Genomic DNA, 26,128 nt, shown 5'->3' with positions numbered 1-26,128 from the left:
TTCGAGGGGCAAGGCATCCGCCTCGCCCTGGAGCCGAGGTTTGCGCCATGTCCGAGCCTGAACATTCTCCCTCCGGAGAGCGCCACGGGGCCGCGGGCAACACGCAGGCGCCCGGATCCAACGATTCCGAGCTCGGCGCGCGGCTGGAGCGGCTCAACAGCTCGTTGAGCCAGGTCCGCGCCAAGGGCGAGGTTCCCGCGCCCAAGGGCGCGGCGGATACCTCCTCCCGCTCGGGCGTGGCCCTGGCCTTCCGGCTGGGCGCGGAGTTCGTCTCGGGCGTGCTGGTGGGCGCCGCCATCGGCTACGGGGTCGACACGTTTCTGGCGACCACGCCCTGGGGGCTGATCGTCTTCACCCTGATCGGCTTCGGCGCCGGGGTGCTGAACATGATGCGGGCGGCCGGCGAAGGCCCCTCGCGCAAGGGCCCGAAGTCCTGATGCGCCGTGCAGCGGCCGCTCGGACCGAACGGACCTGGACCGGCGGCGCGGCCGCGGTGGTTTTCAAGCGCGGCCATGGCCGCGGCGTTTTCGATGCGGCTGCGGCCGTGACGCATTGATCGCGGCCCGTGCCGCGGACAGACAATTGGCGGCGGCAACGCCGCGAAGCGGACCGGGCGGCGCTTGCGTCGCACAGCATTTCACGCGGCGCGTGCGCCGCAGGACAGAAAACGCGGCGTCAGCGCCGCACGGCAGGGGGCGCGTTCGGATGACCGTAGATCCGATCCATCAGTTCCAGATCAAGCGCTTTGTGGACCTGCTGAACATCGGCGGCGCGCAGTTCTCCTTCACCAATGCCGCCGTGTTCATGTTCGGCATCGTGGCCATCATCTTCTTCTTCCTCACCTATGCGACCCGCGGGCGCACGCTGGTTCCCGGCCGGGCCCAGTCGGTGGCGGAGATGAGCTACGAGTTCATCGCCAAGATGGTGCGTGATTCGGCCGGCAGCCAGGGGATGGTGTTCTTCCCCTTCGTGTTCACCCTCTTCACCTTCGTGCTGGTGGCGAACCTCGTGGGGCTCATCCCCTACACCTTCACCGTCACCGCCCATCTCGTCGTCACCGCCGCGCTGGCGCTGCTCGTCATCGGCACCGTCATCGTCTACGGCTTCTTCAAGCACGGCACCCACTTCCTGCACCTGTTCGTGCCGTCGGGCGTGCCCGCCTTCCTGCTGCCGTTCCTGGTGGTGATCGAGATCGTCTCCTTCCTCTCGCGGCCCATCAGCCTCTCGCTCCGTCTGTTCGCGAACATGCTGGCGGGCCACATCGCGCTCAAGGTCTTCGCCTTCTTCGTGGTGGGCCTTGCCTCGGCGGGTGTCGTGGGCTGGTTCGGCGCCACGCTGCCCTTCTTCATGATCGTGGCGCTCACCGCGCTCGAGCTGCTGGTGGCTGTGCTGCAGGCCTACGTGTTCGCGGTGCTCACCTCCATCTATCTCAACGACGCCATCCACCCCGGCCACTGACCGGGGCGGGTTGACCGTTCGAGAGCAAGTTCCCACCCGTTTCGTCAATCCAACAGGTTCTCAAGGAGCAGTCCAATGGAAGCGGAAGCTGGAAAGTTCGTCGGTGCCGGCCTCGCCTGCCTCGGCATGGGTCTCGCCGGCGTCGGCGTCGGTAACATTTTCGGCAACTTCCTGTCGGGTGCGCTGCGCAACCCGTCGGCGGCCGATGGCCAGTTCGCCCGCGCGTTCATCGGCGCGGCCCTCGCGGAAGGTCTCGGCATCTTCTCGCTCGTCGTGGCGCTCGTTCTGCTCTTCGTGGCCTGATCGAAGCGTGCTCAAGAGAGCCCCGCGCGGCACCGCGCGGGGCTCTTGGCTCAAGTTCAAGTCAGGCGGGCGAGCCATGATGAAGACGTGGAAATTGATTGTCGCGGTGGCGATGACCGCTGCGTGCCTTTCGGCCGCTCCCCTCGCCCTTGCGCCCCAGACCGCGCACGCAGAGACGGCGGCGCCCGCAAATCCTGCCTCCGGCCATGCCACCGGCGCCGCGCCGGCCGCCGGCCATGAGAACGTCGTGGACGCGCACGCCGTGCACTTCCCGCCGTTCGACGTCACCACTTTTCCCTCGCAGCTTCTGTGGCTGGCGATCACCTTCGGCCTGCTCTACCTGCTCATGAGCCGGGTGACGCTGCCGCGCATCGGTCGCATCCTCGAGGAGCGCCACGACCGCATCGCGGACGATCTCGAGGAAGCCAACAAGCACAAGGCCGAGAGCGAGGCCGCCCAGGCAGCCTACGAGAAGGCGCTGCACGAGGCCCGTTCCAAGGCGAATGCCATCGCCAGCGAGACCCGCGCCCGCCTTGCCGCCGATTCCGACGCGAATCGCAAGTCGCTGGAGGCTGACCTCAACGCCAAGCTTTCGACGGCCGAGCAGCGCATCGCCACGACCAAGACCGAAGCGATGAGCCATGTCCGCGGCATCGCGGTGGACACCGCCGACACCATCGTCTCCACGCTCGTCGGCGCCGCGGCGCCGAAGGCGGACGTCGAGAAGGCGGTGGACTCCGCCCTGGCCGCGAGAGACGCCGCCTGAGCGCATCCTCGTCCTTGGCGTGCCGCCACGTGCGGCGCGCCGTTCGGGCACACGGAGGGCCATCCGCCCTCCGCAGGAATAGCCGGCTCGCTTTCCGCCTTTGCCGCGTTTCTCGCGGCGGGATCGCGCGCCGAACGAGAACCGGGTTTCTGGGAGCCCGCGATCGCCCTTGACCGAGGGCCGCGGGTTCGGACCGATCTGAGGACCGTGACATGCACGAGATGGAACTGGCGGAACTCTGGGTCGCCATCGCATTCCTGGTTTTCGTGGGCATCCTGCTTTACGCGGGCACCCACCGCGCCATCGCCTCCGCCCTCGACAAGCGCGGCGTGCGCATCGCCGCCGAGCTCGAGGAGGCCCGCCGGCTGAAGGAAGAGGCGCAGAAGCTGGTGGCCGAGTTCAAGCGCAAGCAGCGCGAGGCCGAGGCCGAGGCCGAATCCATCGTGACCGCTGCGAAGGCGGAAGCCGAGCGTCTGGCCGCCGAGGCCAAGGCCAAGCTCGAGGATTTCGTCTCCCGCCGCACCAAGATGGCCGAGGAGAAGATCGCCCAGGCCGAGAAGCAGGCCATCGCCGACGTGAAGGCGATCGCCGCCGATACCGCGAGCCGCGCGGCTGAGGGCCTTCTCAGCGCCGCCGCCACCGGCCAGGCCGCCGAGCGCCTCATCTCGAACGCGCTCTCCGAGGTGAAGTCCAAGCTGAACTGAACCCTCTGCTTCTCGCTCCAGGCCGCGAGAACCGACGTTCCAGGGAAAAGCCGCCGCGCGAGCAGGCGGCTTTTCTTTTGCCCCACGCCGCGCATCCATCCGTCAGCCCGGCCGCATCTTGAAATCGCCGCGGGCCTGCGCCACACCTGACGCATGTGGATGCAAGCTCTCCGTCGCGCCGCGCCGCGCCGTTTTCCCGCGCCCAGCCGTTCAGGCGCGCGCTGGCTTGCGCCCGTGTGGCGGGTCGTGCTGCCGGCGCTCCTCGCATGCATCGCGCTGGTGCCCCTTGCGCCCGCGACCCCGGCCTTCGCGCAGGCGGACTTCTTCTCTTTCCTGCGGCCACCCGCGCCCGTGCCCCAGGCCCCGCGCAACCGCAACAACAACGGCTGGTGGCCAGGCTTCGGCTTCCAGCCCCGCCAGGCGCCGGCGCCGAGCGAAGCACCCCAGGCCGCCCCCAAGAAGCGCGAGCCGCCGGCGGAGCCAGAGGGCACCGTCTACGCCAGCGCCGATGCCGCGAGCCAGGGCAAGCGCCAGCCGCCCACCCAGTTCGCGCTCGTGCTCGGCGACCGCATGGGCGGCCAGCTCGCCCAGGGTCTCGCCGATGCCTACGTGCCGGATCGCGCCCGCCTCGCCATCGTCGAATATACGGTGGACGACAGCGGCTATCTTTCGAGCCCCATAGACTGGATCGCCAAGGCGCCACCGGCCATCGCCAACGGCCGTCCGAACGTGACGGTGCTCGCCCTCGGCGGGGAAGACCTCAAGCCCATCACCGAGGGCGACCAGCAGCTCGAACCGCTGACCGACCGCTGGATCGAGGCCTACAGCCGCCGCGTGGACGAGGTGCTCGCGGCGCTACGCGAGAAGGCCGGCCGGGTTATCGTGGTCGGCGTCGCCCCGGCGGCAAGCCCGGGCGTCTCGGCGGATTACGAGCGGCTCAATGAAATCCTCCGCGCCCGCGCCGCGCGGGCGGGACTGCCTTTCGTCAGCGTGTGGGACGGCTTCGTCGACGAGGAAGGCAAGTATCTCGCCACCGGCCCGGCGGTGGATGGCCAGCGCCGCAGGCTGCGCCTCGCCGACGGGGTCCGCTTCACGCGGGCCGGCGGACGCAAGCTCGCGTTTTTCGTCCAGAAGGACCTCAACCGCCTGCTGGAAGACCCCGCCAAGCCGGCGGCGCCCGCTGACGGCGCTTCTCCCGCGCTGAGCCTCGCCGGAGCGCCGGTCAAGGCCGACGCGAAAGCCGATGCGCGCGCCTTGCCCGCGGCCATCCCGGCCGCCGCCACGGCCGTGCCCGCGCAGGCCGCGGCACGGGCGCTGAGGGACGGCGTGTCTCCGCCGGCCGTGCGCGGACGGGCCGATGACTTTTCCTGGCCGCCGCCCTCGGCCGAGCCGGTGCCGCCGCCCCAGAAATAAAGCCGCGCAGCAGAAGAGACGCGGCGGAGCTCGAAGGCCCCGCACGTCGCGCGCCCCCCAGCCGTCAGCGAGCGCCCCTCACATTCCGCGCGCCCGCCGCCACTGTTGGTGATGCCCCGCGACGTGCGCCTGCGCGCCTCCTGGCGCGGCATTCGCAAACCCGCCCCGCGCAGCGCGCCCTGTGCGAAAGGCGCCGGCCGCTGCCACAGCCGCGCTTCCCGCCGCCATTGGGAGGCCTTAAGTTCGCCTCCAGTCCAACCGGGGAGCTTTCCATGACCATTCGTCCGCGCCGCAGCTTTCTCTACATGCCGGGCTCGAACGCCCGCGCCCTGGAGAAGGCGCGCACCCTGCCGGCCGACGGCGTGATTCTCGATCTTGAGGACGCCGTCGCCCCCGACGCCAAGGTGGAGGCGCGCGGCCGCATCGTGGAGAGCGTGAAGGCCGGCGGCTTCGGCCCGCGCGAGGTGGTGATCCGCATCAACGGCCTCGACACGCCCTGGGGCTCGGACGACCTCGATGCCGCCGCCGCCGCCCGGCCCGACGCCATCCTGCTGCCCAAGGTGCAGAGCGTGGAGCAGCTCGTCACCGTGGGCCGCCGCCTGGAGACGCTGGGCGTGCCGCAGACCACGCGGGTGTGGGCGATGATCGAGACTCCGCTCGCCATCCTCGACATCAAGGCCATCGCCGCCGCGAAGGACCCGCTGACCCGCCTCGCCGTGTTCGTGCTCGGCACCAACGACCTTGCCAAGGAGACCCGCGCCGCGCTGGTGCCGGGCCGCGCGCCCATGGTGGCGTGGCTCACCCTCGTGGTGGCCGCCGCCCGCGCCTACGGCGTGGAGGTGCTGGACGGCGTGTGGAACGCCTACCAGGACACCGAGGGCTTCGACGCCGAATGCGCCCAGGGCGTCTCCTTCGGCATGGACGGCAAGACCCTCATTCATCCCGCGCAGATCGAGCCCTGCAACCGCGCTTTCTCCCCGCCCGAGGCGGACGTGGCGCGCGCCCGTGCCATCATCGCCGCCTTCGCGCTGCCTGAGAATGCCGGCAAGGGCGTCATCACCCTCGACGGCCGCATGGTGGAGCTGCTCCACGCGGAGATGGCGAAGCGCACCGTGGCGGTCGCCGACGCCATCGCCGCGCGGGGCTGACGCCGTGGAGCCCGCCCTCCCGCTGCGCGTGGTCATGCTCGCCTATCCGGGCATGACCCAGCTCGACCTCACCGGGCCGTTCGAGGTGCTGAGTCGCCTTAAGGATGTGCGGATCGAGCTGGCGTGGAAGAAGGCGCGCAAGCCGGTGGAGGATGCCTCCGGCCTGCGGATCATGCCCACGGCGGCGTTCGGCGGGCTTTCGGGGTGCGACCTTCTGTTCGTGCCGGGCGGGCCGGGGCAGCTCGACCTGATGGAGGACGTGGAGACGCTGGAATTCCTGCGCCGCATGGCGCAGGAGGCGCGCTACGTCACCTCGGTGTGCACCGGCTCGCTGCTGCTCGGGGCGGCGGGCCTGCTGCACGGCTACCGGGCCACCTGCCACTGGCTCTCCCTGCCCCAGCTCGCCTTCCTCGGCGCCGCGCCGGTGGCCGAGCGGGTGGTGATGGACCGCAATCGCATCACCGGCGCCGGCGTCACCTCCGGCATCGATTTCGGCCTGCAACTGGCGGCCGAGCTGGCGGGGGAGGACGAGGCGCGGCGCATCGCCCTCGCCATCGAGTATGATCCGGCGCCGCCCTTCCCCTTCGCCGGCGCGGACCCGCGCCTCTCCGGCGAGGTGCGGGAGCGCACGGCGGCGTTCCAGGCCCGGCGCGAGGCCGCCGCCCGCGCCGCCGGCGCGCGGCTGGGCCTCGCCCCGCCCGCCTGAACCCAACCCGGCGGGGCCGCGCGGCCCCGTCTTCCCCTCGCCAGACGGCAGCCATCATGAAGCTCTACCGCTATCTCACCGGACCGGACGACACCTCCTTCTGCAACCGCGTCACCGCCGCCCTCAACAAGGGCTGGCAGCTCTATGGCGCGCCCACCCTCACCTTCGACCCCGCGAAGGGGCGCGTCATCTGCGGCCAGGTGATCGTGAAGGAAGCGCCGGGCGAGTGGAACGAGGACGTCAAGCTCTCCGACTACTGACGCGGTCGGCCCCGGCCCGCCACCGGCGCGAAGCGGATTTTGTTCAAGCCCCGCGCGGGGCTTGAACAAAGCTCGCGAGGAAAGTTCACCGCCTCACGGTGAGCGGGCCCCGCCACACGGCGGAAGGGCCCCGCTGGCTCACGCCGCGGCGTGGCCGGGAATGAGCACCACCGCCACGTCCACCTCGTCGCCCGCCGCGCGGAACGCGGCCTTCACCGCCTGCGTGAGACGGCCGACGACAGCGCGGGTGTGGGCCACGGTCCAATCGTCCTCGAAGGCGAGGTGCAGCTCCACGAACATCTTGCCGCCGAACTGCCGGGTGCGGATGTCGCCCAGCTCGGAGAAGTCGTCGAAATGGGTGGTGAGCACCTTGAGGATGCGCAGCTGCCCCGCCTCGCCGATCGCCTGATCGAGCAGGGAGCCGACGGAATTCGTCAGCATCGCCAGGATGTTGTAGATCATGAAGCCGATCACCACGAACGAGGCCATGGGATCGAGGTAGAAGATCCAGTACACGTCGTTGAAGATCGAGGTGATGACGGTGACGATGAACACCGAGCCCGACGAGATGGCGGAGACGAGGTGCACCCGCGCCTGGGCCGCCAGCACCGGCGACTTGGTCTCGGCCGCGAGGCGCAGCGCCTTGCGGTTCAGGAACACGTTCCCCGCCACCGCCGCCGCCGTCACGAACAAGCCGAATTCGGCCCCGCTCACGCCTTCCGGGTGCATGATGCGCGAGACGGCCTGGGTGCCGGCGATGACGACCAGTACGCTCTGCAGGAGCGCGATCATCAATTCCGCGAGGTTTTCCAGCTTGCCGAGGCCGTAGGCATACTTGCCCGTATTGGCCCCGTGCGCCACGCGTAGCACCAGCCAGCAGGCCGTGAGCGCGGTGAGATCGAACGATGTCGCCAGGAGGTCCGACAGGATCGCGGACGAATTGGTGAGGGTCGCCGCCAGGATGTAGAAGGGAAACAGGCAGGCCGTGAAAACCATGGCCTGAAATGACAATTTCTGACTTGCCGAACCCGACACCGCGACCCCCTCCATGCGTTGCGCCATCAGCACCGGCGCGGCGCCATCCGTCAAGCGCGCCAGGGTTGGCCCTTCGCGAAAAGCCGCAGCATCCCCCCGCGCGGCCCGGTTGCCAGCCTCCCGCCCGGTCTGCCAACATGCGCCACCACCCCTGGGGGAGCATGATGAGCAAGACGAACAAGGGCAATTTCTTCGAGGATTTCAAGGTCGGCCAGGTGATCCGGCACGCCACGCCGCGCACCGTCACGACCGGCGACGCGAGCCTCTACAGCGCCCTCTACGGCACCCGTTTCGCGGTGCAGTCCGCCGACAGCTTCGCCCAGGCCATCGGCTATCCGCGCGCGCCGGTGGACGACCTTCTCACCTTCCACGTGGTGTTCGGCAAGACGGTGCCGGACATCTCCCTCAACGCGGTGGCGAACCTCGGCTACGCGGGTGGGCGTTTCCTCGCCCCCGTGTTCCCCGGCGACACGCTGACCGCCGTCTCCGAGGTCATCGGCCTCAAGGAGAACTCCAATCGCCAGAGCGGCGTGGTCTACGTGCGCTCCACCGGCTTCAACCAGGACGGCGTCGAGGTGCTCGACTATGTGCGCTGGGTGATGGTGCGCAAGGCGGACCCCGCCTCCCCCGCGCCCGAGCCGGTGGTGCCCAAGCTGCCCTCCGCCCTCGCGCCCGACGCCCTGGGCGCCGCAGTGCCGCTGCTCGACATCGAGGGGTGGAACGACGACCTCTCCGGCTCCACCGCCCGCTTCGGCGACTATGAGGTGGGCGAGCGCATCGACCATGTGGACGGCATGACCGTGGAAGAGGCCGAGCACATGCTCGCCACCCGCCTCTACCAGAACACGGCGAAGGTGCACTTCAACCAGTTCACCGAGGGCCAGGGCCGCTTCGGCCGCCGCCTCATCTATGGCGGGCACGTCATCTCGCTGGCGCGCGCGCTGTCGTTCAACGGCCTCGCCAATGCCTTCCACGTGGCCGCCATCAACGGCGGTCGCCATGTGGCGCCTCTGTTCGCCGGCCTCACCGTGCACGCCTGGAGCGAGATCCTCGACGCCCAGCCCCTGCCCGGCCGCGAGGACGTGGGCGCGCTGCGCGTGCGCACCATCGCCACCAAGGACCGCCCCACCGCCGATTTCCCCAATCGCGCCGGCGAGGACTACGACCCGAGCGTGATCCTGGATCTCGACTATTGGGTGCTCATTCCGCGCTAATGCGGCTGCGCCCCGCCGGCCTGGGCCTCAGCGCCCGCCTGCGAGGCTCCGCCGGTCTTGGGCGCCGCGCCGCTCTTGGGCGCCGCACCCACCTTGGGCGCCGCGCTTGCGTTGGGCGCCGCACCGGCCTGCGAGGCGGCGCCCTTGGGCTTGCGCGCGGCCGTCGGCGGCTGCGCGGGCACGGTGCCGGGAGCGGGCGCGAGCGAGAAGGCGGACATGAAGCGCCACACTTCCTCTCCCGCGTCGATGTCACGGTTGCGCAGGCCCAGGAACGGCGTGGCCAAGTCGGGCCGGGTTTCCACCCGCGCCGGTGACTGGTGGCCGCCGCCCTCCACCGAGAGCAGGGTCACGGTCGCGCCGTCCCGGCAGCCCTGCCAGGTGCGCTCGGTCACGGTGGTGCCGTCGGCGGGGTCGAGATCGGGCAGGGCCCGCTTCTCCACGCCGCCGCAGCCGTTGAGGTGCGCGAACAGGGCGGCGCTGTCGGGCGCGGAAAGGGTCGCCCCCATGGGCGTCCAGAAGCCGCTGTAGGTAATGACCGTGTCCGCCGTGCCGTGGATGAACAGGATCGGCACCGGCCGCGCCGGATGGCACTCCTCCTGCGAATTGACCGGCGTGGTGGCCATGATCGCCGAATAGGCGGCGAACAGGTCGGCCGCCTCGCACGCCATGCGCTCCACCATGAAGCCGCCGTTGGAAATGCCGGTGAGATAGATGCGCGCGGGGTCGGCGACCCCCTCCGCCACCAGCCTGCTCGCCAGCGCCACCAGGAAGGCGACATCATCGCCCGGGCGCAGCAGCGCCTTGAGGCGCATGGCGGCCGGGCGGCTGTCGTTCCAGACCCGTCCTTCCCCCTCCGGATAGACAGCGACAAAATTGTTCGCCGCCGCCGCCGCATCGAGCCCGAAATAGGCGCGGAAGCTCTCCGGCGTCTGCCCCGCCCCGTGCAGGGCGATGACCACCGGCGCCGGCCCCACCACGCCGGCGGGGTTGGACACGAGGTAGGAGCGCGTGGCGTCCCCCACGCTCAGGTGCTGACGATTCGATGACGCCCCCGCATCCGATACCACCATCAGAGTCGCGATAGCGGCCAGAACTGTGGCTTTCCCGCACCACTTCGTGAGGGATTTCGCGCACGCCACAACCGAGCGCGGCACCCTGCGCAGGGATCGGGACACACCTACCACAACCGAAGCCATACCCGAGGGAATCCTTGAAATCAAAGGAACGGAGCGCCGAACACGGGGGGACTTCGCCCCCACTCAAATCACCTTGAAATGCGGCGCCGGCGCGGCGCCGCTGTGCTCTCGTTGCCACAGATCGGGCGACAAGCGAAGTGGACTTGATCTGAATCAATCCTATTCTGCGCCCGGAGCGTGATGTCTAACGCACGATAAATTCACATTTGCGGGAGTTGGGGGATGATCAAGTTCGGTTTCGGGGCTGCGCTTGCGGCGACTTTCGGTGCGCTGATGGCGGGTCAGGCTGCTGCGGCCGACCTCTCGACGCCCGTCTACAAGGCGCCGGTGGCCGAGGAAGCCCAGAGCCCCTGGATGATCCGCCTGCGCGCGCTCTACGTGAAGCCCGAGAACAGCGGCTCCGTGAGCGGCGTGCTCAACTCGGACCTGAGCTACTCCGACTCGGTCATCCCCGAAATCGACATCTCCTACTTCTTCACGAAGAACATCGCTGCGGAACTCATCCTCGGCACCACCAACTCCACCATCACCGGTGAGGGTGCGCTCGCCGGCCTGAACGACGTCGCGAAGGTGTGGATCCTCCCGCCGACCCTGACCCTGCAGTATCACTTCACCGACTTCGGGCCCTTCAAGCCCTATATCGGCGCCGGCGTGAACTACACGGTGTTCTACAACTCCAGCATCAAGAACGCGGCGTTCGACTCGATCAACGTGCAGGACAGCTGGGGCCTCGCCCTCCAGGCCGGCTTCGACTGGATGTTCGACAAGCACTGGGGTATCAACGTCGACGTGAAGAAGCTCTACCTGAAGCCCGACTTCACGCTGAACACCGCCGGCGGCGCGATCCTGAGCGGCACCGCCGACCTCAACCCCTGGCTCATCGGCGGTGGTGTCACCTACCGCTTCTGATCGAAGCCACATTCGGCATTTTTCGCGCGGCGTCGGGGACCTCCCCGGCGCCGCAGCCGTTTTGGGGCCGGCTTCGCGCGGAGCGTGCACCCGCCGGCCGGCGGGTGCGTCCAAGCGTAGCAGGCAAGCGAGACACCGCCCGGCGCACTTGCCGCCGCCCGCGCAGCCATCTCCCGCCCCTCGCCGGCGTCTGTCAGAAAAAGTGAAGTCTTTACGGGATACAAGAGTGCGCAGATGGGTGTAAGGACGTGCCATCGTCCGGCGTCACTGCGATGCAGCACACCCCCGGCGACCCGGAAACCGGCAGCGGCCGCGCCTCATCCAACCTAGGACCAATTGCGCTGCCGCCCCCATCCGATCATTAAACCGCAGCCTTTCCGCTTTGGAATCGTTGCGAACTGGCCACGATTGAGATACCTGATCGGTCAATTTTTGGAGGAGGCCCATGGCCGATAGTCCTTCGCGCATCGAGCGCCCCCTTTCGCCTCACCTGCAGATCTACCGTCCGCTGTTCACGATGGTGATGTCCATCGTGCACCGCATCACGGGCATCGGGCTGTACTTCGGCATGGTGCTGTTCGTGTGGTGGCTGCTGGCCGCGGCGTCCACCGCCTCGGCCTTCGCCACCTTCAGCGGGCTGGCCGGGTCGTTCATCGGCCTCCTGGTGCTGCTGGGCTTCACCTGGGCCCTGCTCCATCACGCCCTCGGCGGCGTGCGCCACTTCATCTGGGACTTCATCCACGGCTTCGGCCTGCAGGAGCGCATGCTCCTCGCCAAGGCGACGCTGGCGGGCTCGGTGGGCCTCACCATCGTGCTGTGGATCATCGGCCTCGCACTCAAGGGCTGAGGACAGCGACATGAGCAACCACACTCATTCCCCCATGCGCACCCCCCTCGGCCGCGTGCGTGGCCTCGGCTCCGCCCACACGGGCACCGAGCACTTCTTCCTGCAGCGGGTCACCGGCCTCGCCAACCTGCTGCTGATGATCGCCTTCATCATCATCGTCATCCGCCTCGCCGGCGCCAGCTACGCGGAAACCCGCGCGGTGCTCGGCCAGCCGCTGGTGGCGATCATCCTTCTCCTCACCCTTCTCTCGGTCACCACCCACATGCGCCTCGGCATGCAGGTGGTGATCGAGGACTACGTGCACACCGAAGGCCTGAAGGTGGCGCTCATCATCGCCAACACCTTCTTCACTATCGCGATCGCTCTCGCCGGCGCCTTCGCCGTGCTCAAGATCAGCCTGGGAGGCTGACACATGGCCGATACCGCAACCAATGGGGCGGCCGCGCCGTCCAAGCTGGGCGCCGCCTACCCCATCCAGGACCACACCTACGACGTGCTCGTGGTGGGTGCCGGTGGCGCGGGCCTGCGTGCCGTGGTGGGCTGCTCCGAAGCCGGTCTGCGCACCGCCTGCATCACCAAGGTGTTCCCCACCCGCTCCCACACCGTGGCCGCCCAGGGCGGCGTCGCGGCGTCCCTCGGCAACATGGGCGACGACAAGTGGGAATGGCACATGTACGACACCGTGAAGGGGTCGGACTGGCTGGGTGACCAGGATGCCATCGAGTATCTGGTGCGCAACGCGCCGGCCGCCGTCTACGAGCTGGAGCACTGGGGCGTCCCCTTCTCCCGCACCGAGGACGGCAAGATCTACCAGCGCCCGTTCGGCGGCATGACCACGCACTTCGGCAAGGGCACCGCCCAGCGCACCTGCGCCGCCGCCGACCGCACCGGCCACGCCATGCTGCACACGCTCTATGGCGCGGCGCTGAAGCACAAGGCTGAGTTCTTCGTCGAATACTTCGCCATCGACCTCATTATGGACGAAGAAGGCCGCTGCCGCGGCGTGGTGGCGCTGAAGCTCGACGACGGCACCATCCACCGCTTCCGGTCGCACCTCACCGTGCTCGCCACCGGCGGCTACGGCCGTGCCTACTTCTCCGCCACCTCGGCCCATACCTGCACCGGCGACGGCGGCGGCATGGTGCTGCGCGCCGGCCTGCCGCTGCAGGATATGGAGTTCGTGCAGTTCCACCCCACCGGCATCTACGGCTCGGGCTGCCTCATCACCGAGGGTGCCCGTGGCGAGGGCGGCTACCTGACCAACTCCGAAGGCGAGCGCTTCATGGAGCGCTACGCGCCCTCCGCGAAGGACCTCGCCTCCCGCGACGTGGTCTCGCGCTCCATCACCATGGAAATCCGCGAAGGCCGCGGCGTCGGCAAGAACAAGGATCACGCCTTCCTCCACCTCGACCACCTGGACCCGGCCATTCTCCATGAGCGCCTGCCCGGCATCTCGGAGAGCGCCCGGATCTTCGCCGGCGTGGACGTGACCCGCGAGCCGATCCCGATCCTGCCCACCGTGCACTACAACATGGGCGGCATCCCGACGAACTACTTCGGCGAGGTGCTGGACAAGCGCAGCGGCGATCCGGACACCGTGGTGCCCGGGCTGATGGCCATCGGCGAAGCGGCCTGCGTGTCCGTGCACGGCGCCAACCGCCTTGGCTCCAATTCCCTGATCGATCTCGTGGTGTTCGGCCGCGCGGCCGGCCTGCGGGCCGCCGAGCTGGTGAAGCCCGGCGAGAAGCACAATCCGCTGCCGGAAAACAGCGCCGAGCTCGCGCTCTCGCGCCTTGATGCCGCCCGGTATGCGAAGGGCTCCACGCCCACCGCCGAGCTGCGTCTCAAGATGCAGAAGGTGATGCAGAACAATTGCGCGGTGTTCCGCACCGGCGAGGTTCTGGAGGAGGGCAAGACCCTCATCCATGAAGTGTTCGATCACTCGAGCGACATCGGCGTGTCCGATCGCGGCCTGATCTGGAACTCGGATCTCATGGAGACCCTGGAGTTCGAGAACCTGATCGGCCAGGCGGTGGTGACCATGGAAAGCGCGGCCAACCGCAAGGAAAGCCGTGGCGCCCATGCCCGCGAGGATTATCCGGAGCGCGACGACGCCAACTGGATGAAGCACACTCTCGCTTACTTCGACTCGAAGACAGGCGGCGTGCGGCTCGACGATCGTCCGGTGCACACCTACACGCTGTCGAACGACATCCAGTATATCGAGCCCCGCAAGCGCGTGTACTGAGACCGCCTTCCTCGACCGCGCGCGCCCGCTGCGGCGCGTGCGGCCATGGCCAGAATTCCTGCGGGCGGTCCTGCCTCAAGCGACCACCGCTCCAGCGATCCAGGACGTCCCATGGCTGAGTTCACTCTCCCGAAAAACTCCCAGATCACAGCGGGCAAGGTGTGGCCGAAGCCGGCCGGCGCCAAGAAGCTGACGGAGTTCCGCATCTACCGCTGGAACCCCGACGACGGCCGCAACCCGCGCATCGACACCTATTACGTGGACCGCGAGGACTGCGGCCCGATGGTGCTCGACGGCCTCATCTACATCAAAAACAAAATCGACCCGACCCTGACCTTCCGCCGGTCCTGCCGCGAAGGCGTGTGCGGCTCGTGCGCCATGAACATCGGCGGCACCAACACCCTCGCCTGCACCAAGGGCATGGACGAGGTGCTGGTGAAGGGTGTGGTGAGCGTCTATCCGCTGCCACACATGGAAGTGGTGAAGGACCTGGTGCCGGATCTCACCCGCTTCTACGCGCAGCATGCGTCCATCGAGCCCTGGCTGCAGACGGACAGCGCCGCCCCCGAGAAGGAGTGGCGCCAGTCCAAGGAGGACCGCGAAAAGCTGGACGGCCTCTATGAGTGCATCCTGTGCGCCTGCTGCTCCACCTCCTGCCCGAGCTATTGGTGGAACGGCGACCGCTACCTCGGCCCGGCCGCCCTGCTCCAGGCCACCCGCTGGCTGAAGGACAGCCGCGACGAGCGCACCGGAACCCGCCTCGACAATCTGGAAGATCCCTTCCGGCTGTATCGCTGCCACACCATCATGAACTGCGCCCAGGCGTGCCCGAAGAGCCTCAACCCGGCCAAGGCCATCGCCGAAGTGAAGAAGATGATGGTGGAGCGCGCCATCTGATTTCGGCCCGGTGCGGGCCTGTTCCGCGCCGATCGCCGGCGGGGCTTGCCCTGCTCCTTGCGCCGTCATTCGGAAATGAAGGAGCCGTCACCGGCCACGGTGGCGGCTTTTTTCTTTCAAGTTTCGCTCTCCGTCGCACCGGTCCATATGGCCGCCTCCCGTCACCGGAAACAGATGACGCTCACAAAAGCATCCTGGAGTCTGGCGCCGATCACCGCCAAGGCGCCCACGGTTTTCGGACAGGCGATCGTGAGACGGCCTCCGCGGCGAATGAGGCGCGGCGCCGGCCGAAGGCGAAAGCCTGACACGCGAACGTGAGCGTGTAAGCGGTCTTTTCACCACCGGCCCCGCATGGTAAAGAGGTGGATGGCCCGGTGAGGATAAGGGCCGCGCCCTCCGGAGAAGTGCGATGCTGCGCCGCCTGTCCATCTTCATTGCCCTTGCGGCGATCGGTCTGCCCTTCATCCTGCGCTATCCGGAGCGCAGCTTCGAGCTGTTCGCCGGTCTCCTCATTACCTTCAGCACCACCAGCACGCTGATTTTCTTCGCGTTCGCGGTGACTGCCCTCGTGTTCGGCTTCGACCGCGCCTACAAGGGCCGCGTGGTGCAGGCGCAGCCGATGCACCAGAACCTTGGAGATCAGTTCGTCTCCTGACGCGTGAGCTGATACTTTCTCCTTTGGCCGCGCAGCAAAGGTAAGAGCCCTTCCTTCTCTAGAAGGGCTCACCCTTCGGCTTCCGCGTACATGCCTTTTTCACCTTGTGCACTGGCTTCGTCTTTATCCGGTGTGCCCGGAGCCTCGCCTAAGTGCAGCGTGAACTTGCGCCGGGGCGGCAGACGACCGGAAGGCTTACCCCCCCCTACCACCGCCCCACGTTCAGCGCGAGCCTTTGGAGCGCTGCCTCCCGCGTATTCCCGTGGAACGATGCAGGTCCTAAGGGCTGCCGATCCGCCCGAATATGAACCGCGCCTTCCGGGCTGAGCGCCATATCGAACATCGCCGCCTTGTCCAAGGCCGCGACGCGCGTCTCGCAAGCCCCGCTTCCCGAACGTCTTTGGTGGCTCGCCGTAAGCAGCGGGGAGCTTCCGCCTCAGCCTTCGGCGATCCCGGGCCGGCCATCGCCTTGCGCGCTCCGCCCAGCCCTCAGAGCCGGCAGGTCCAGCTCGGCCAGAACTTCTTCTGGAAGAACGGGCGCATCTCGATCTCGCGGAAAGTGCGCCACAGATTGTCGTTGGGCTGGGGGCACAGGCGCATCATCGCGCTGGTGGGGTTGCCCTGCCAGCCGTCGGGGATATGGATCTCCACCGCGATGCGGTTGTTCCCGAAATCGACTTCCCGTCCCCACCACAGGCTCGGCAGGTGCTTCGCGAGATAGGCGCGGATCACCACATGGGGGTCGATGGGCAGCAGGCGGTTCATCGGGGTCAGGGTGCGCTGCCGCGGAAGGTCGTTGAGATCGAGGATCTGAAGCTGAGCCCGCGCGGGCGTGGCCGCCGCCAGCACCGCGAGCACGGCCAGGCTGCACGCCCTTGCGGCGCGGCGCGGCGCGTGCTTCATGAACCAAGCCTCGACCACGGCCCGGAGTCGTTTCCGCGTGCGCCTCATCGGTCCGAACATCCCCCCATTCCCGCCCATGCGGCGAGTCTTACCTTCAGCGCCCCGTTGGTGCCCCGCCGCGTCTTCGCGAGAAAGCGGTGGCGACCCGCGCGAGCCGGCGCCAAGTCTTTCCATAGCACCTCCGCGCAGGCACGAGACAGGGGGGCGCGCCGCCTCATCCTCCGCCGCCTCGTCTCACACCGGCGAGCGCCGCCGCTCCAACCCCGCCTGAGCCACAGCCCCTTTCCCCTCCGCGCCGCCCGGCGCCAGCCGCCAAGAGCCCCATGAAGGTCCGCCTCCAGCCCATCCTCCGTCTCATCCTCGCTCAATGGGCGTTCGGGGCCGCGCTGGTGGTGCGCGGGCTTGAGGTGGTGGGCAAGCTCGGCCTCTACATGCTCACGGCGCGCATCCTGGGCGTGGTGGAGGCGGGCCTGTTCTTCCTCTGCAACACCTGGGTGAGCGCGGCCGCCACGGTGGCGCGCGGCGGCTTTGAAAAGGCCGTCATGCGCCATATCGCCGCGGAACTCGCCGTGGGCCGCGGGCCGGATGCACGCAAGGCGCTGCTGACGGGCACGCTATGGGTCACGGCCGGCGGCCTCGCCGCGAGCCTCGCCACCGTCCTCGCCGCCGAGCCGCTCGCCACCTACGTCTTCAAGGAGCACGCGCTGACAGTGCCGCTGATGATCTCTGCGGCATCCATCCTGCCGCAGGCGCTGTGCATCTTCGCCGCGCACGCGCTCACCGGCTGCCACCGGGGCGTGGCGGGGCAGTTCGTGCAGAACGGCCTGTGGCCCATCCTCACCTTCGGCGCGCTGGCGCTCGGCATCCATTCGCTCCACGGCATCCTCTACGCGCTGGCGTTCGCCAACATCACGAGCGCGGCCCTGGGCTTCGGCCTGCTCTTCGGCGAGCGGCGCAAGCTCGCCGTGAGCGCGCCGAAGGACGGCCCGGTGGAACGCCTGCCGGCGCTGTGGCGCAGCGCCTGGCCACTCGCCATCGTGGAGAACGTGCAGGCGGCGCTCAATTCCATCCCCACCATGGTGCTGGCGGCCTATGCCAGCGCCGCGGCGGTGGGCGGGTTCAGCGTGGCCAGCCGCATCACGGTGCTGATCTGGGTGGTCATCATCGCCATCTCCACCATCGCCGCGCCGTCGTTCGCGGCGGCGCACCGCACCGGCGACTTCGACCAGCTGCGCGGGCTGAACCGGCGCGCGCGCCTCGCCATCGCCGCCTGCGGCGTGCCCGCCATCGCGGTGATGCTGGTGGCGCCGGGGTGGCTCCTGCACCTTATCGGCCCCGGCTTCGAGGCGGCTGCCCCGGCGCTCGTCATCATGGCGGTGGGCCAACTCATCAACTGCCTGCTGCCCACGCAGGACGTGATGCTGGCCATGACCGGCCACGGGCGGGTGCTGCGCTGGCTGAACGGCGCCCAGCTCGCGAGCTGCATCATCCTGTGCTTCGCGCTCATTCCCCCCTTCGGCATGATCGGCGCGGCGGTCGCCACCTCCCTCTTCATCGCGCAGGGGGCCATCGGCACCACGCTGGCGGTGCTGAAGCTGATGCGGCGTGCCTATTGAGCGCCGGGGGCTTCACGCACGACCGCTTAACCGCGGGGTAATCGGGCCAGGGCATGATTCCTCCGGCGATGCCCGCCCGCGTGACGCCGCCCTTGCGGCCGCGCGGCCAGCCGGGACGGGAGCCGGCGGAGCGCGGGGGCGCGGCCGCCACGGCGGGGCAGGACGAAGCGGATGGCCGCAGGGGGAAGCATGTCGATGGCGCAACAGGCCGGCACCGCGGACGACACCGCACTCGCACCGGCCATCGCCGCGGAGGCGCCGAGCTTCACGCTGCGCGACTTCCTGATCGCCGCCTTCTTCCACATCCGCGTGGTGGCTGCGGCGGCCCTGGTGCCGCTGGTGATCGGCATCGCCGCCGCCGCCCTCGCCAAGACCGAATACACCGCTTCCAGCCTGATGCTGGTGATCGTGAACCGCGAGGTTTCCAACGCCGGAAACATCACCGACACCGGCCCCGCCGTGCTCACGGTGGAGGGCCTGAAGCAGGTGGAATCCGAGGTTCAGATCATCGAGAGCGCGGACGTGATCCGCACCACCATCGAGCAGATCGGCCTCGACCGGCTGTTCCCGCCGGGCCCGCTGAGCAGCCTCACCCGCCTGCTCGGCTCCAGCCAGGACGAGATGGACCAGGCCATCGAGCGCTTCCGCCGCAGCCTGCGCGCGGACGTGGTCTCCGATTCCAACATCATCCAGGTCCAGTTCACCAATCCGGACCGCGAGATCGCCGTCAAGACCACCGATGCGCTGGTGCAGAACTACCTCGCCAGCCGCCGCAAGGTGTTCGAGAATCCCACCGCCAAGATCCTCATGCTGGAGGTGGACCGCTTCAAGCGTGACCTCACCACCGCCGACAACGACATCGAGGCGCTCAAGGCCAAGGTGGGGGTGATCGACTTCAACCAGGACGCCATCCTCGCCTCCAACCAGATGGACAGCGTGGTGCAGCGCATCCGCCAGGTGGACGAGCGCGAGGCCACCCTCGCCGCCCAGCTCGCGGAGGCCGAGGCCCAGCGCCGGGCGCTACCCGATTCGGTGTTCGATTTCTCCGAGAAGAACGACGCCCTCCAGGGCGACGACAGCTCCAACCAGCTCACCCAGCTCCTGCTGGAGCGCGACCGCCTCGCCGCCCAGTACGCCCCCGGCAGCCCGCTGCTGAAGGAGGTGCAGAAGAAGATCGACACGATGCGCAAGCGCATCGCCGAACGCGGGCAGAACGCCTATTATACCGACCGAGCCTCGCGGAATCCCTCCATCAACTATGTGGACAATCTCGTCCTCAACCTGAAGGTGGAGAAGGATTCCCTCGGCAAGCAGCGGGACGAGCTGGAGCAGCAGCGCATCGCAGCGCAGCAGCGCATCGATATCCTGCGTGGGGCAGAGACGCGGCTCATCGAGCTCATCCGCCAGCGCGAGACCCTGAGCGAGGGCTATCGCGAGTATCTGCGCCGGGCGGTGGCCGCCAATATCGAGGAAACCGCCGCCCGCACCCGCCAGTCCAACGTGCGCCTGGTGCAGGAGGCCGGGGCGGCGGTGACCAAGCGCTCCCTGGTGCTGCCCATGCTGGCGGGCGGCCTCATCGGCGGCATTCTGTTCGGCGCGGCCGCGGGCGCCATCGCCTCGGTGCTGCGCACCACCTTCATCATGCCCAGCGAGCCGGAGCGCCTGCTGGACCTGCCCAACCTCGCCACCTTCGACGAGGGCGTGGAGGAGCACGCCAGCCCGGCGGTGGACCAGGCGATAGGCAGTTGCGCCACGCTGCTGCTCGACACGCGCATCGACGACGTGCCGCTGCGTGCCATGCACTTCCTCTCTCCCGATCGCGACGAGACCCTGCCCTGGTTCTGCCGCCGCCTCGCGGAGGAGCTCGCCACCCAGCGCCGCATGCGCACCCTGCTGGTGGACCTCAGCTCCTACACCCCCTACCCGCTGCACACCGGGCACATGGAGGTGATCGGCGGCCTCGCGGTGACCACGACCCCGGTGCCGCTGCTGTGGTCGGCGGCGGAGGTGGAATCCTCGCCTCTGCTCAGCGTGCGCCTGCCGGTGGTGGAAGGCGAGGAGATGATCAAGGCGCTCAAGGTCGCCTTCGACTGCATCATCATCTGCTCCAGCCTCCAGGGTTCTTCGCTGGTCACCCAGCGCCTCACCCAGCTGGTGGACGGCAACATCCTCACCGTCCATGCGGAAATCACCCGCAAGCCGGCCGCCATCCACCTGCGCGACACGGTGGCCGAAGCGGGCGGCACGCTGCTCGGTCTCGTCTTCTTCGGCCGGCGCTTCTACCTGCCCGCCTGGCTCTACCGCCGCGCCTGAGGGCGCCGCGCGGGTGCCCTCGGGCACCTCACCGCCCCTTGCCCGCATCCGCGTGATTCGCCGCGCGCCCGCCCCGCTTCCACCGGAGACGGGCGGGCGGCGTCGCGCATTCTACCCTCCCCTACCGCGCCGCACGCGCACCATCCACAGGCCCGCGCTACATTTCGCTACCGCCTGCCCTGGTCGGAAGCCGGGGCTATTTTGCTTTGCAGCGTAGCGTTAAGGACTTTGTTAACCGTGCCGCTTTAGCGTGTGTTAACCAAGAATTGCGGTTCAGCTCGCGTTGGTGGCATCGCCGCTCCGGAGGCCGGAGGGGACAATCGGCCAGGACGCGGCGGGCGTGGTGCGAACGTGTCATTTTGGGAGTCCCCGATGGTCTTGCCCCGGTGCGGTTGGATCGCATCCGCTCGCCACATGGTGCCGGACCGGACCACCCGGCGCATGGCTCCGGTGGCGCTGGCGCTCATCGCCGGCCCCCTCGCCCTGAGCGGCTGCGCCGCCATCGCCACCTCGCAGAACACGGGCACCCCCCCCTTCACCACCGGCCACGAGCTGCGCTTCACCGAGGTGAACGCTGACCGCTTCCGCCCCTGGAGCGATACCCTGCCCGCTTACCGGGTGGTTCCGGGCGACCGGCTGAAGATCAAGTATTTCATCACCCGCGACATGGACGAGGAGCTCACCGTCAGCCCCGACGGCACCATCGCCCCGCGCGCCATCGGGCAGATCCGGGTGGAGGGCTCCACTCTGACCGGGGTCGAGGACTACATCCGCAAGGCCTCCCGCAAGGAGCTGGTGGACCAGAAGGTGGTGGTGTCCCTGGAGGCGGCCTCCGGCCCCCGCGTCTATGTGGGCGGCATGGTGAAGCAGTCCGGCATGATCAAGGTGGAGAGTTCCGGCGTCAGCGTGCTGCAGGGCATCGTGATGGCGGGCGGCTTCACCGAGGAGGCCCGCACCGGCCAGGTGGCACTCATCCGCCGCGGGCCCGACAACATGCCCATGCTGCGCCTGATCGACGTGCGCGAGATGATCGAGACCGGCTTCGCCGACGGCGACGTGCCGCTCCAGAGCGGCGACATCATCTTCGTGCCGCGCAGCTCCATCGCCGAGGTCAATCTCTGGATCGACCAGTTCATCAATCGCGTGGTGCCGTTCCAGCGCTCGTTCAGCTATACCATCGGCAATTACACGCAGAACGGCGGCACCACCTCGCTCGTCCCCTGAGCGAACGGGCGCCGCCGCCCCGGCGGGATGGGACACGAGAGGCCGGCGCGGCGCCCCGCGGCCGAAACACAGGAGCGGGACCCGAAGCCATGCCGCAGGAAGCCTTGCCGCAGCCCGTCGCCCTGCCGGCGGACGTGCAGACCATCACCTTCCTCAACGTGCCGTTCGCGTGCCTCGACGCGGAAGGCGCTGCCGCGCTCATCGCCTCGCGGCCGCCGGGCGCCCCGTTCGCCTATGTGGTGACCCCCAACGCCGCCAACCTCACCCGGCTGAACGAGCTGAAGGACCCGGTCTTCATCGAGATCTACGAGAACGCCTGGCTGCACACCATGGACGGGGCGGTGCCGCGGGCGCTGGCGCGCAAGCTGTTCGGCCTCCACATTCCGCGCGCGCCCGGCTCCGACATCACCACCGCTTTGTTCGAGCGCCATATCCGGCCCGATGACGCCATCACCATCATCGGCGGCTCGGACGAGATGCTGGAGCGCCTCAAGGCGCGCTATCGCCTCACCAACGTGGCGATGCATGTGCCGCCCATGGGCTTCATCAACAAGCCCGAGGACGTGGAGCGCTGCGTCTCCTTCGTGCTGGATCACCCGGCCCGCTACGTGTTCTTCGTCACCGGCTCGCCGCGTTCCGAATATGTCACGCGCCTCGTCTGGCGCAGCGGCAGGGCGGTGGGCACCGGCCTGTGCGTGGGCAACTCGCTGAACTTCCTCACCGGCCTCTCCACCCGCGCGCCGCTCGCCTACCGCCGGCTGGGGGTGGAGTGGCTGCACCGGCTGGTGCAGGACCCGAAGATCCAGGTGAAGCGCGTGTTCGTGGATTCCATGCCGGTCTTCCTCGCCGCCGCCAAGGCGCGGCTGAACCCCGCCGCCTATGGCATGGCGAAGCCGGACGGCGCGGACCGCGCGCCATGAGCGTGGCCGGCCCGACGCGTCCGGCCCGGAAGGTGGTGATGCCGCTGCGGCGGCGGGTGCGCCCGCGCGCCTACGGGGGCCCCGCCGTTTCCAGGACCGCGACGCTCGCGCTGGTCTTCGTCCTGCCCTTCTTCGCCCAGGTGTTCCATTACCTGAACGAGCTGCCGCCGCCCTATTTCCTGTCGAAGGCGTGGCCGTTCCTCATGTTTCCGCTCAGCCTCTACGGCGCCATCCGCCTGCGGCTGCCGGGGCGGAACCTGTTCCTGCTGCTGCTCGCCTACCTTCTCGGCTTCACGCCGCTGATCTCCATCATCCAGCTCGGCAACGGCCTCCTCGACGCGCTCGCCACCACGGTGAAGGCGTGGCCCTTCACCTATTATTTCGCGCTCGCCGGCCTGCTCTCGCTCCTGGCGCTGCCGCCGGAGCGGGTGCGCGCGGTGTGCCTCTCCTACGGCATCGCCACCTTCGTGCTGCTGGTGCTGCTCTACACGCTCGCGCCGCGCTCCTGGTTCGTGACCGACCCCATCAACGGCAAGCTCCTGCAATACGACACCGACCGCGGCCGGCGCGTCTACATGTCGATGTTCTTCGGCATGATCTTCATCTTCTACCTGGGCCGCAGCTTCGTGATGGAGCGCCGGCCCTTCCGCCTGTTCCTCATCCCCGTGTGCCTGCTGATCCAGGTGCTCACCTACAAGCAGCGCACCGCGATCCTGATGGCGGTACTGGTCACCGCCTACGGCATCGTCATGTCCCTGCCGGGCCGGGCGCGGCGCTTCGCCATCGGGATCGGGATCGCCATGATGGTGCCCATGCTGGTGATGGTGGCCGCCAAGCTCGGCCTGTTCGGCGGCGCGGGCTGGGACAGCATGGAGCAGAGCCTCGGCGGCTCGCTCTCGGTGCGGCAGAATTCGAGCGCGATCGCGGTGCGCTATCTGGGCGACCACACCATGCGCTGGATCTTCGGCGTGGGCGCCACCACGCGCTTCGGCTCGGTCACGCTCGCCGACATCTTCGGCTACAGCCAGTTCTTCATCTCGGACCTGGGCTGGCTCGGCGTGGTGTTCGAATATGGGCTGACGGGCGCCATCCTGGTGCTGATGGTGCACGTATGGGCCTTCGTCTTCACCGCCCGGCGCGGCATGGCGGCGCGCGATCCCTTCGCGCTCGCCGTGTCCGATTACGTGCTCTACCTGCTGCTGACCTCCGCGGTCTACTCGCTGGTGCTCCAGCCCGGAGAGCTCGGTGTCGCGCTGGCGCTGGTCGTCTACGCCACCAGCGCATCGCAGCCCGCGGTGCCGGCGGCGTTCCGCCCGCCGCCGGGGCGTCCGCGCCGGCGGTGGCTGGGCCGGCCACAGGCAGCATGAGACGAGCATCCGGCGCGGATCGGCATGCGCGGGCGGAAACCCGGCCGCGAAACCGGGACGGGCTTGCGCAGTACGCATGGCCTGCAAGGAAAGATGCCCATGGCGCGCAGGACACCGACAATAAACGTGGTCAGGCCCCTGACGCGACGACAAGGACATCGCTTTTTAACGCCCGGCGAACTAGGCTGTTGTCAAAAGCCGTGTCCAAAGCGTCATCCTTCCTCCCGTAGAACCCCGCTTTACTCCCCCTGCCATTGACAAAGCCATTCCGGCTTGGCGCAAATTGTCTTTCGGAGTGTGAAAGTGACCGTCATCGGCGTCAGCGATTCCCACAATTCCGCGGTTGCCGCTTTGTCCCAGGATGGAACGATCTCGGCCGTTCAGGAAGAACGCCTTCGGCGGGTCAAGAACTACCACGGCGTTCCCGCCATGGGCCTCGAATGGCTGCTGCGGGAGACCGGCGTGAAGCCGCAGGACGTTTCGGTGCTCGCCCTCGCCGGACTGCCGACCGTACCGCTCGACCGCGCCGGGTGGATCGACGTGTTCCGCCGCTCGGCCCATTGGCAGGGGCGGGTGCGCACCGCCCTCGGCCAGACGCCGCTGCGGCTGGCGGTGGAGCGCCAGCGCGCCCAGCAGCGCCATGACGCCTACGTGGCCATGGGCTTCCGCCCCGATGCCATCAGGACCTACGGCCACCACGCCTGCCACGCCGCCACCGCCTATTTCGGCCAGCCCGACCGCAGCAAGCCCATGCTGGTGCTCACCGTGGACGGCGGCGGCGACGGCCTGTGCGCCAGCGTCAGCATCGGCGAGAACAACACGCTGAAGCTGCTGCACGAGGTGCCCTACCCCGATTCCTTCGGCACCCTCTATGCCGTGGTCACCTACATGCTCGGCATGGTGCCGCTGGAGCATGAATACAAGATCATGGGCATGGCGCCCTATGCCGCCACGTCTGGCAGCCGCAAGATCGCCGACCGGCTGCACACCCTGTTCCGCTGGGTGGACGACCACACCCCGGTCTGGTCCCGCGCGCCCGGCGTGCCGCACACGCTGCACATCCAGCCCGTGCTCGAGAAGCTGTTCTTCGAGCAGCGGTTCGACAACATCATGGGCGGCGTCCAGCTGTTCACTGAGGAAATCCTCTGCGAGTTCGTGCGCCGCGCGGTGGCGGAAACCGGCATCGGCCGGCTCTGCCTCTCCGGCGGTGTCTTCATGAACGTGAAGGCCAACAAGCGGATCATGGAGATGGACGAGGTGGAGAGCATCTTCGTCTTCCCCTCCTGCGGCGACGAGACCAACGCCATCGGTGCCGCCTACCTCGCCCGCGCCGAGCGCGAGGGCGGGGGCGCCGTGCCGGCTCTCGCCTCCATGTATCTCGGGCCGGACTGGTCCGACGAGGAGATCCGCGCCGACCTCGCCGAATGGACCGAGCGCGGCGACATCCTCCTCTCGCGCCCGGACAACATCAACGATGCGGTGGTCGGGCTTCTGGCCCAGGGCCATGTGGTGGGCCGCTTCGCCGGGCGCGAGGAGTTCGGCGCCCGCTCGCTCGGCAACCGGGCGATCCTGGCGGACCCGCGGAACCCCGACGTCATCCGCGAGATCAACGAGATGGTGAAGAGCCGCGACTTCTGGATGCCATTCGCCGCATCCATGGTCGCGGAATATGCGGACATCTACCTGCGCAATCCCAAGCACGTCTCCGCGCCCTACATGATCCTCTCCTTCGACACCACCGGCGCCGGCGCGGAGCAGCTCAAGGCGGGCACCCACCCCTACGACCGCACCTGCCGCCCCCAGGTGGTGGCGCAGGAGGCGAACCCGGCCTATTGGGACCTCATCCAGCGGTTCGCGGCCCAGTCCGGGGTGGGCGGGCTGCTCAACACCTCGCTGAACCTGCACGGCCTGCCGCTGGTGCACCGCCCGCGCGATGCCGTGCACGTGCTCCTCAACTCGGGCCTGAACTGGCTGGCGGTGGGGCCCTTCCTGGTGACGAAGCCGGGCGCCTGAGCCTCCATGGGCG

At 68.6% G+C, this 26,128-nt stretch carries 25 protein-coding genes; 22 read left to right on the top strand and 3 right to left on the bottom strand.

The window, feature by feature from the left end:
• Positions 1-47: 47 nt before the first annotated feature.
• From V5F75_RS06890 to V5F75_RS06850, 9 genes are all read left to right on the top strand, one after another.
• Complete coding sequence (locus V5F75_RS06890) at positions 48-437, top strand: AtpZ/AtpI family protein (protein WP_394035850.1); 390 nt, start codon at positions 48-50, stop codon at positions 435-437.
• A gap of 268 nt (positions 438-705) precedes the next feature.
• Positions 706-1,458 carry a F0F1 ATP synthase subunit A gene (locus V5F75_RS06885; protein WP_394035852.1) on the top strand — a complete coding sequence of 251 codons (753 nt, stop codon included), beginning with the start codon at positions 706-708 and terminating at the stop codon, positions 1,456-1,458.
• A 75-nt stretch (positions 1,459-1,533) separates the two neighbouring features.
• Entirely contained in the window at positions 1,534-1,761 is a 228-nt protein-coding gene (locus tag V5F75_RS06880; RefSeq protein ID WP_234051604.1) for a F0F1 ATP synthase subunit C, read from the top strand.
• Positions 1,762-1,873: 112 nt separating this feature from the next.
• Complete coding sequence (locus V5F75_RS06875; RefSeq protein ID WP_394036031.1) at positions 1,874-2,527, top strand: F0F1 ATP synthase subunit B; 654 nt, start codon at positions 1,874-1,876, stop codon at positions 2,525-2,527.
• 212 nt (positions 2,528-2,739) lie between these two features.
• Positions 2,740-3,231, top strand: a complete 492-nt coding sequence (locus V5F75_RS06870; RefSeq protein WP_394035854.1) for a F0F1 ATP synthase subunit B family protein — start codon at positions 2,740-2,742, stop codon at positions 3,229-3,231.
• A 246-nt stretch (positions 3,232-3,477) separates the two neighbouring features.
• Entirely contained in the window at positions 3,478-4,644 is a 1,167-nt protein-coding gene (locus V5F75_RS06865; RefSeq protein WP_509212151.1) for a DUF459 domain-containing protein, read from the top strand.
• Positions 4,645-4,916: 272 nt separating this feature from the next.
• A complete protein-coding gene (locus V5F75_RS06860; RefSeq protein WP_394035858.1) occupies positions 4,917-5,792 on the top strand; it encodes an HpcH/HpaI aldolase/citrate lyase family protein in 876 nt (291 codons plus the stop codon).
• A 4-nt stretch (positions 5,793-5,796) separates the two neighbouring features.
• Positions 5,797-6,498 carry a DJ-1/PfpI family protein gene (locus tag V5F75_RS06855; protein ID WP_394035860.1) on the top strand — a complete coding sequence of 234 codons (702 nt, stop codon included), beginning with the start codon at positions 5,797-5,799 and terminating at the stop codon, positions 6,496-6,498.
• Between the two features lie 56 nt (positions 6,499-6,554).
• Positions 6,555-6,758: a DUF1737 domain-containing protein gene (locus V5F75_RS06850; protein ID WP_394035862.1), complete on the top strand. Its 204-nt coding sequence runs from the start codon at positions 6,555-6,557 to the stop codon at positions 6,756-6,758.
• Positions 6,759-6,896: 138 nt separating this feature from the next.
• On the opposite strand, the gene V5F75_RS06845 is transcribed toward V5F75_RS06850, so the two are convergent.
• A complete protein-coding gene (locus tag V5F75_RS06845; RefSeq protein ID WP_394035864.1) occupies positions 6,897-7,754 on the bottom strand; it encodes a cation diffusion facilitator family transporter in 858 nt (285 codons plus the stop codon).
• Positions 7,755-7,957: 203 nt separating this feature from the next.
• Between V5F75_RS06845 and V5F75_RS06840 the strand changes: the two genes are divergently transcribed.
• Positions 7,958-9,007 carry a MaoC family dehydratase gene (locus V5F75_RS06840; protein ID WP_394035866.1) on the top strand — a complete coding sequence of 350 codons (1,050 nt, stop codon included), beginning with the start codon at positions 7,958-7,960 and terminating at the stop codon, positions 9,005-9,007.
• Here the strand turns inward: V5F75_RS06840 and V5F75_RS06835 are convergent.
• Positions 9,004-10,029, bottom strand: coding sequence for a CE1 family esterase (locus V5F75_RS06835; protein WP_394040953.1), 1,026 nt, complete (start codon positions 10,027-10,029; stop codon positions 9,004-9,006). The genes V5F75_RS06840 and V5F75_RS06835 overlap by 4 nt on opposite strands.
• Positions 10,030-10,425: 396 nt before the next feature.
• Here V5F75_RS06835 and V5F75_RS06830 point away from each other — a divergent pair, with 396 nt between their 5' ends.
• The 6 genes from V5F75_RS06830 (at position 10,426) to V5F75_RS06805 (ending at position 15,759) form a co-directional block, all read left to right on the top strand.
• Positions 10,426-11,112, top strand: coding sequence for an OmpW/AlkL family protein (locus V5F75_RS06830; protein WP_394035870.1), 687 nt, complete (start codon positions 10,426-10,428; stop codon positions 11,110-11,112).
• Between the two features lie 445 nt (positions 11,113-11,557).
• Positions 11,558-11,959, top strand: coding sequence for a succinate dehydrogenase, cytochrome b556 subunit (gene sdhC / locus V5F75_RS06825; RefSeq protein ID WP_394035872.1), 402 nt, complete (start codon positions 11,558-11,560; stop codon positions 11,957-11,959).
• 10 nt (positions 11,960-11,969) lie between these two features.
• On the top strand, positions 11,970-12,368 hold the full coding sequence (gene sdhD, locus V5F75_RS06820; RefSeq protein ID WP_394035874.1) for a succinate dehydrogenase, hydrophobic membrane anchor protein: 399 nt from the start codon (positions 11,970-11,972) through the stop codon (positions 12,366-12,368).
• A 3-nt stretch (positions 12,369-12,371) separates the two neighbouring features.
• Positions 12,372-14,207 (top strand): succinate dehydrogenase flavoprotein subunit, encoded by a 1,836-nt coding sequence (gene sdhA / locus V5F75_RS06815; RefSeq protein WP_394035876.1) that lies wholly within the window; start codon positions 12,372-12,374, stop codon positions 14,205-14,207.
• A gap of 111 nt (positions 14,208-14,318) precedes the next feature.
• Positions 14,319-15,104 (top strand): succinate dehydrogenase iron-sulfur subunit, encoded by a 786-nt coding sequence (locus V5F75_RS06810; protein ID WP_394035879.1) that lies wholly within the window; start codon positions 14,319-14,321, stop codon positions 15,102-15,104.
• A gap of 409 nt (positions 15,105-15,513) precedes the next feature.
• Entirely contained in the window at positions 15,514-15,759 is a 246-nt protein-coding gene (locus tag V5F75_RS06805) for a hypothetical protein (RefSeq protein WP_394035881.1), read from the top strand.
• Positions 15,760-16,248: 489 nt separating this feature from the next.
• On the opposite strand, the gene V5F75_RS06800 is transcribed toward V5F75_RS06805, so the two are convergent.
• Positions 16,249-16,662: a hypothetical protein gene (locus tag V5F75_RS06800; RefSeq protein WP_394035883.1), complete on the bottom strand. Its 414-nt coding sequence runs from the start codon at positions 16,660-16,662 to the stop codon at positions 16,249-16,251.
• 323 nt (positions 16,663-16,985) lie between these two features.
• On the opposite strand from V5F75_RS06800, the gene V5F75_RS06795 reads away from it, so the two are divergent.
• The 6 genes from V5F75_RS06795 to V5F75_RS06770 all read left to right on the top strand — a co-directional run bounded on the left by V5F75_RS06795 (position 16,986) and on the right by V5F75_RS06770 (position 26,115).
• A complete protein-coding gene (locus tag V5F75_RS06795) occupies positions 16,986-18,278 on the top strand; it encodes an oligosaccharide flippase family protein (protein WP_394035885.1) in 1,293 nt (430 codons plus the stop codon).
• Between the two features lie 189 nt (positions 18,279-18,467).
• Positions 18,468-20,591 (top strand): exopolysaccharide transport family protein, encoded by a 2,124-nt coding sequence (locus V5F75_RS06790; RefSeq protein ID WP_394035887.1) that lies wholly within the window; start codon positions 18,468-18,470, stop codon positions 20,589-20,591.
• 414 nt (positions 20,592-21,005) lie between these two features.
• Positions 21,006-21,815: a polysaccharide biosynthesis/export family protein gene (locus V5F75_RS06785; RefSeq protein ID WP_509212150.1), complete on the top strand. Its 810-nt coding sequence runs from the start codon at positions 21,006-21,008 to the stop codon at positions 21,813-21,815.
• Between the two features lie 89 nt (positions 21,816-21,904).
• Complete coding sequence (locus tag V5F75_RS06780; protein WP_394035891.1) at positions 21,905-22,735, top strand: WecB/TagA/CpsF family glycosyltransferase; 831 nt, start codon at positions 21,905-21,907, stop codon at positions 22,733-22,735.
• On the top strand, positions 22,732-24,102 hold the full coding sequence (locus tag V5F75_RS06775; RefSeq protein ID WP_394035893.1) for an O-antigen ligase family protein: 1,371 nt from the start codon (positions 22,732-22,734) through the stop codon (positions 24,100-24,102). The genes V5F75_RS06780 and V5F75_RS06775 overlap by 4 nt, the downstream gene beginning before the upstream one ends.
• Before the next feature lie 303 nt (positions 24,103-24,405).
• On the top strand, positions 24,406-26,115 hold the full coding sequence (locus tag V5F75_RS06770) for a carbamoyltransferase C-terminal domain-containing protein (RefSeq protein ID WP_394035895.1): 1,710 nt from the start codon (positions 24,406-24,408) through the stop codon (positions 26,113-26,115).
• Positions 26,116-26,128 lie beyond the last annotated feature (13 nt).

It is taken from the genome of Xanthobacter albus (genome assembly GCF_043194895.2).
Classification (GTDB): domain Bacteria; phylum Pseudomonadota; class Alphaproteobacteria; order Rhizobiales; family Xanthobacteraceae; genus Xanthobacter.
Note: the sequence above shows the minus strand (reverse complement) of the source record. Positions and strands in the feature narration are given on the sequence as shown.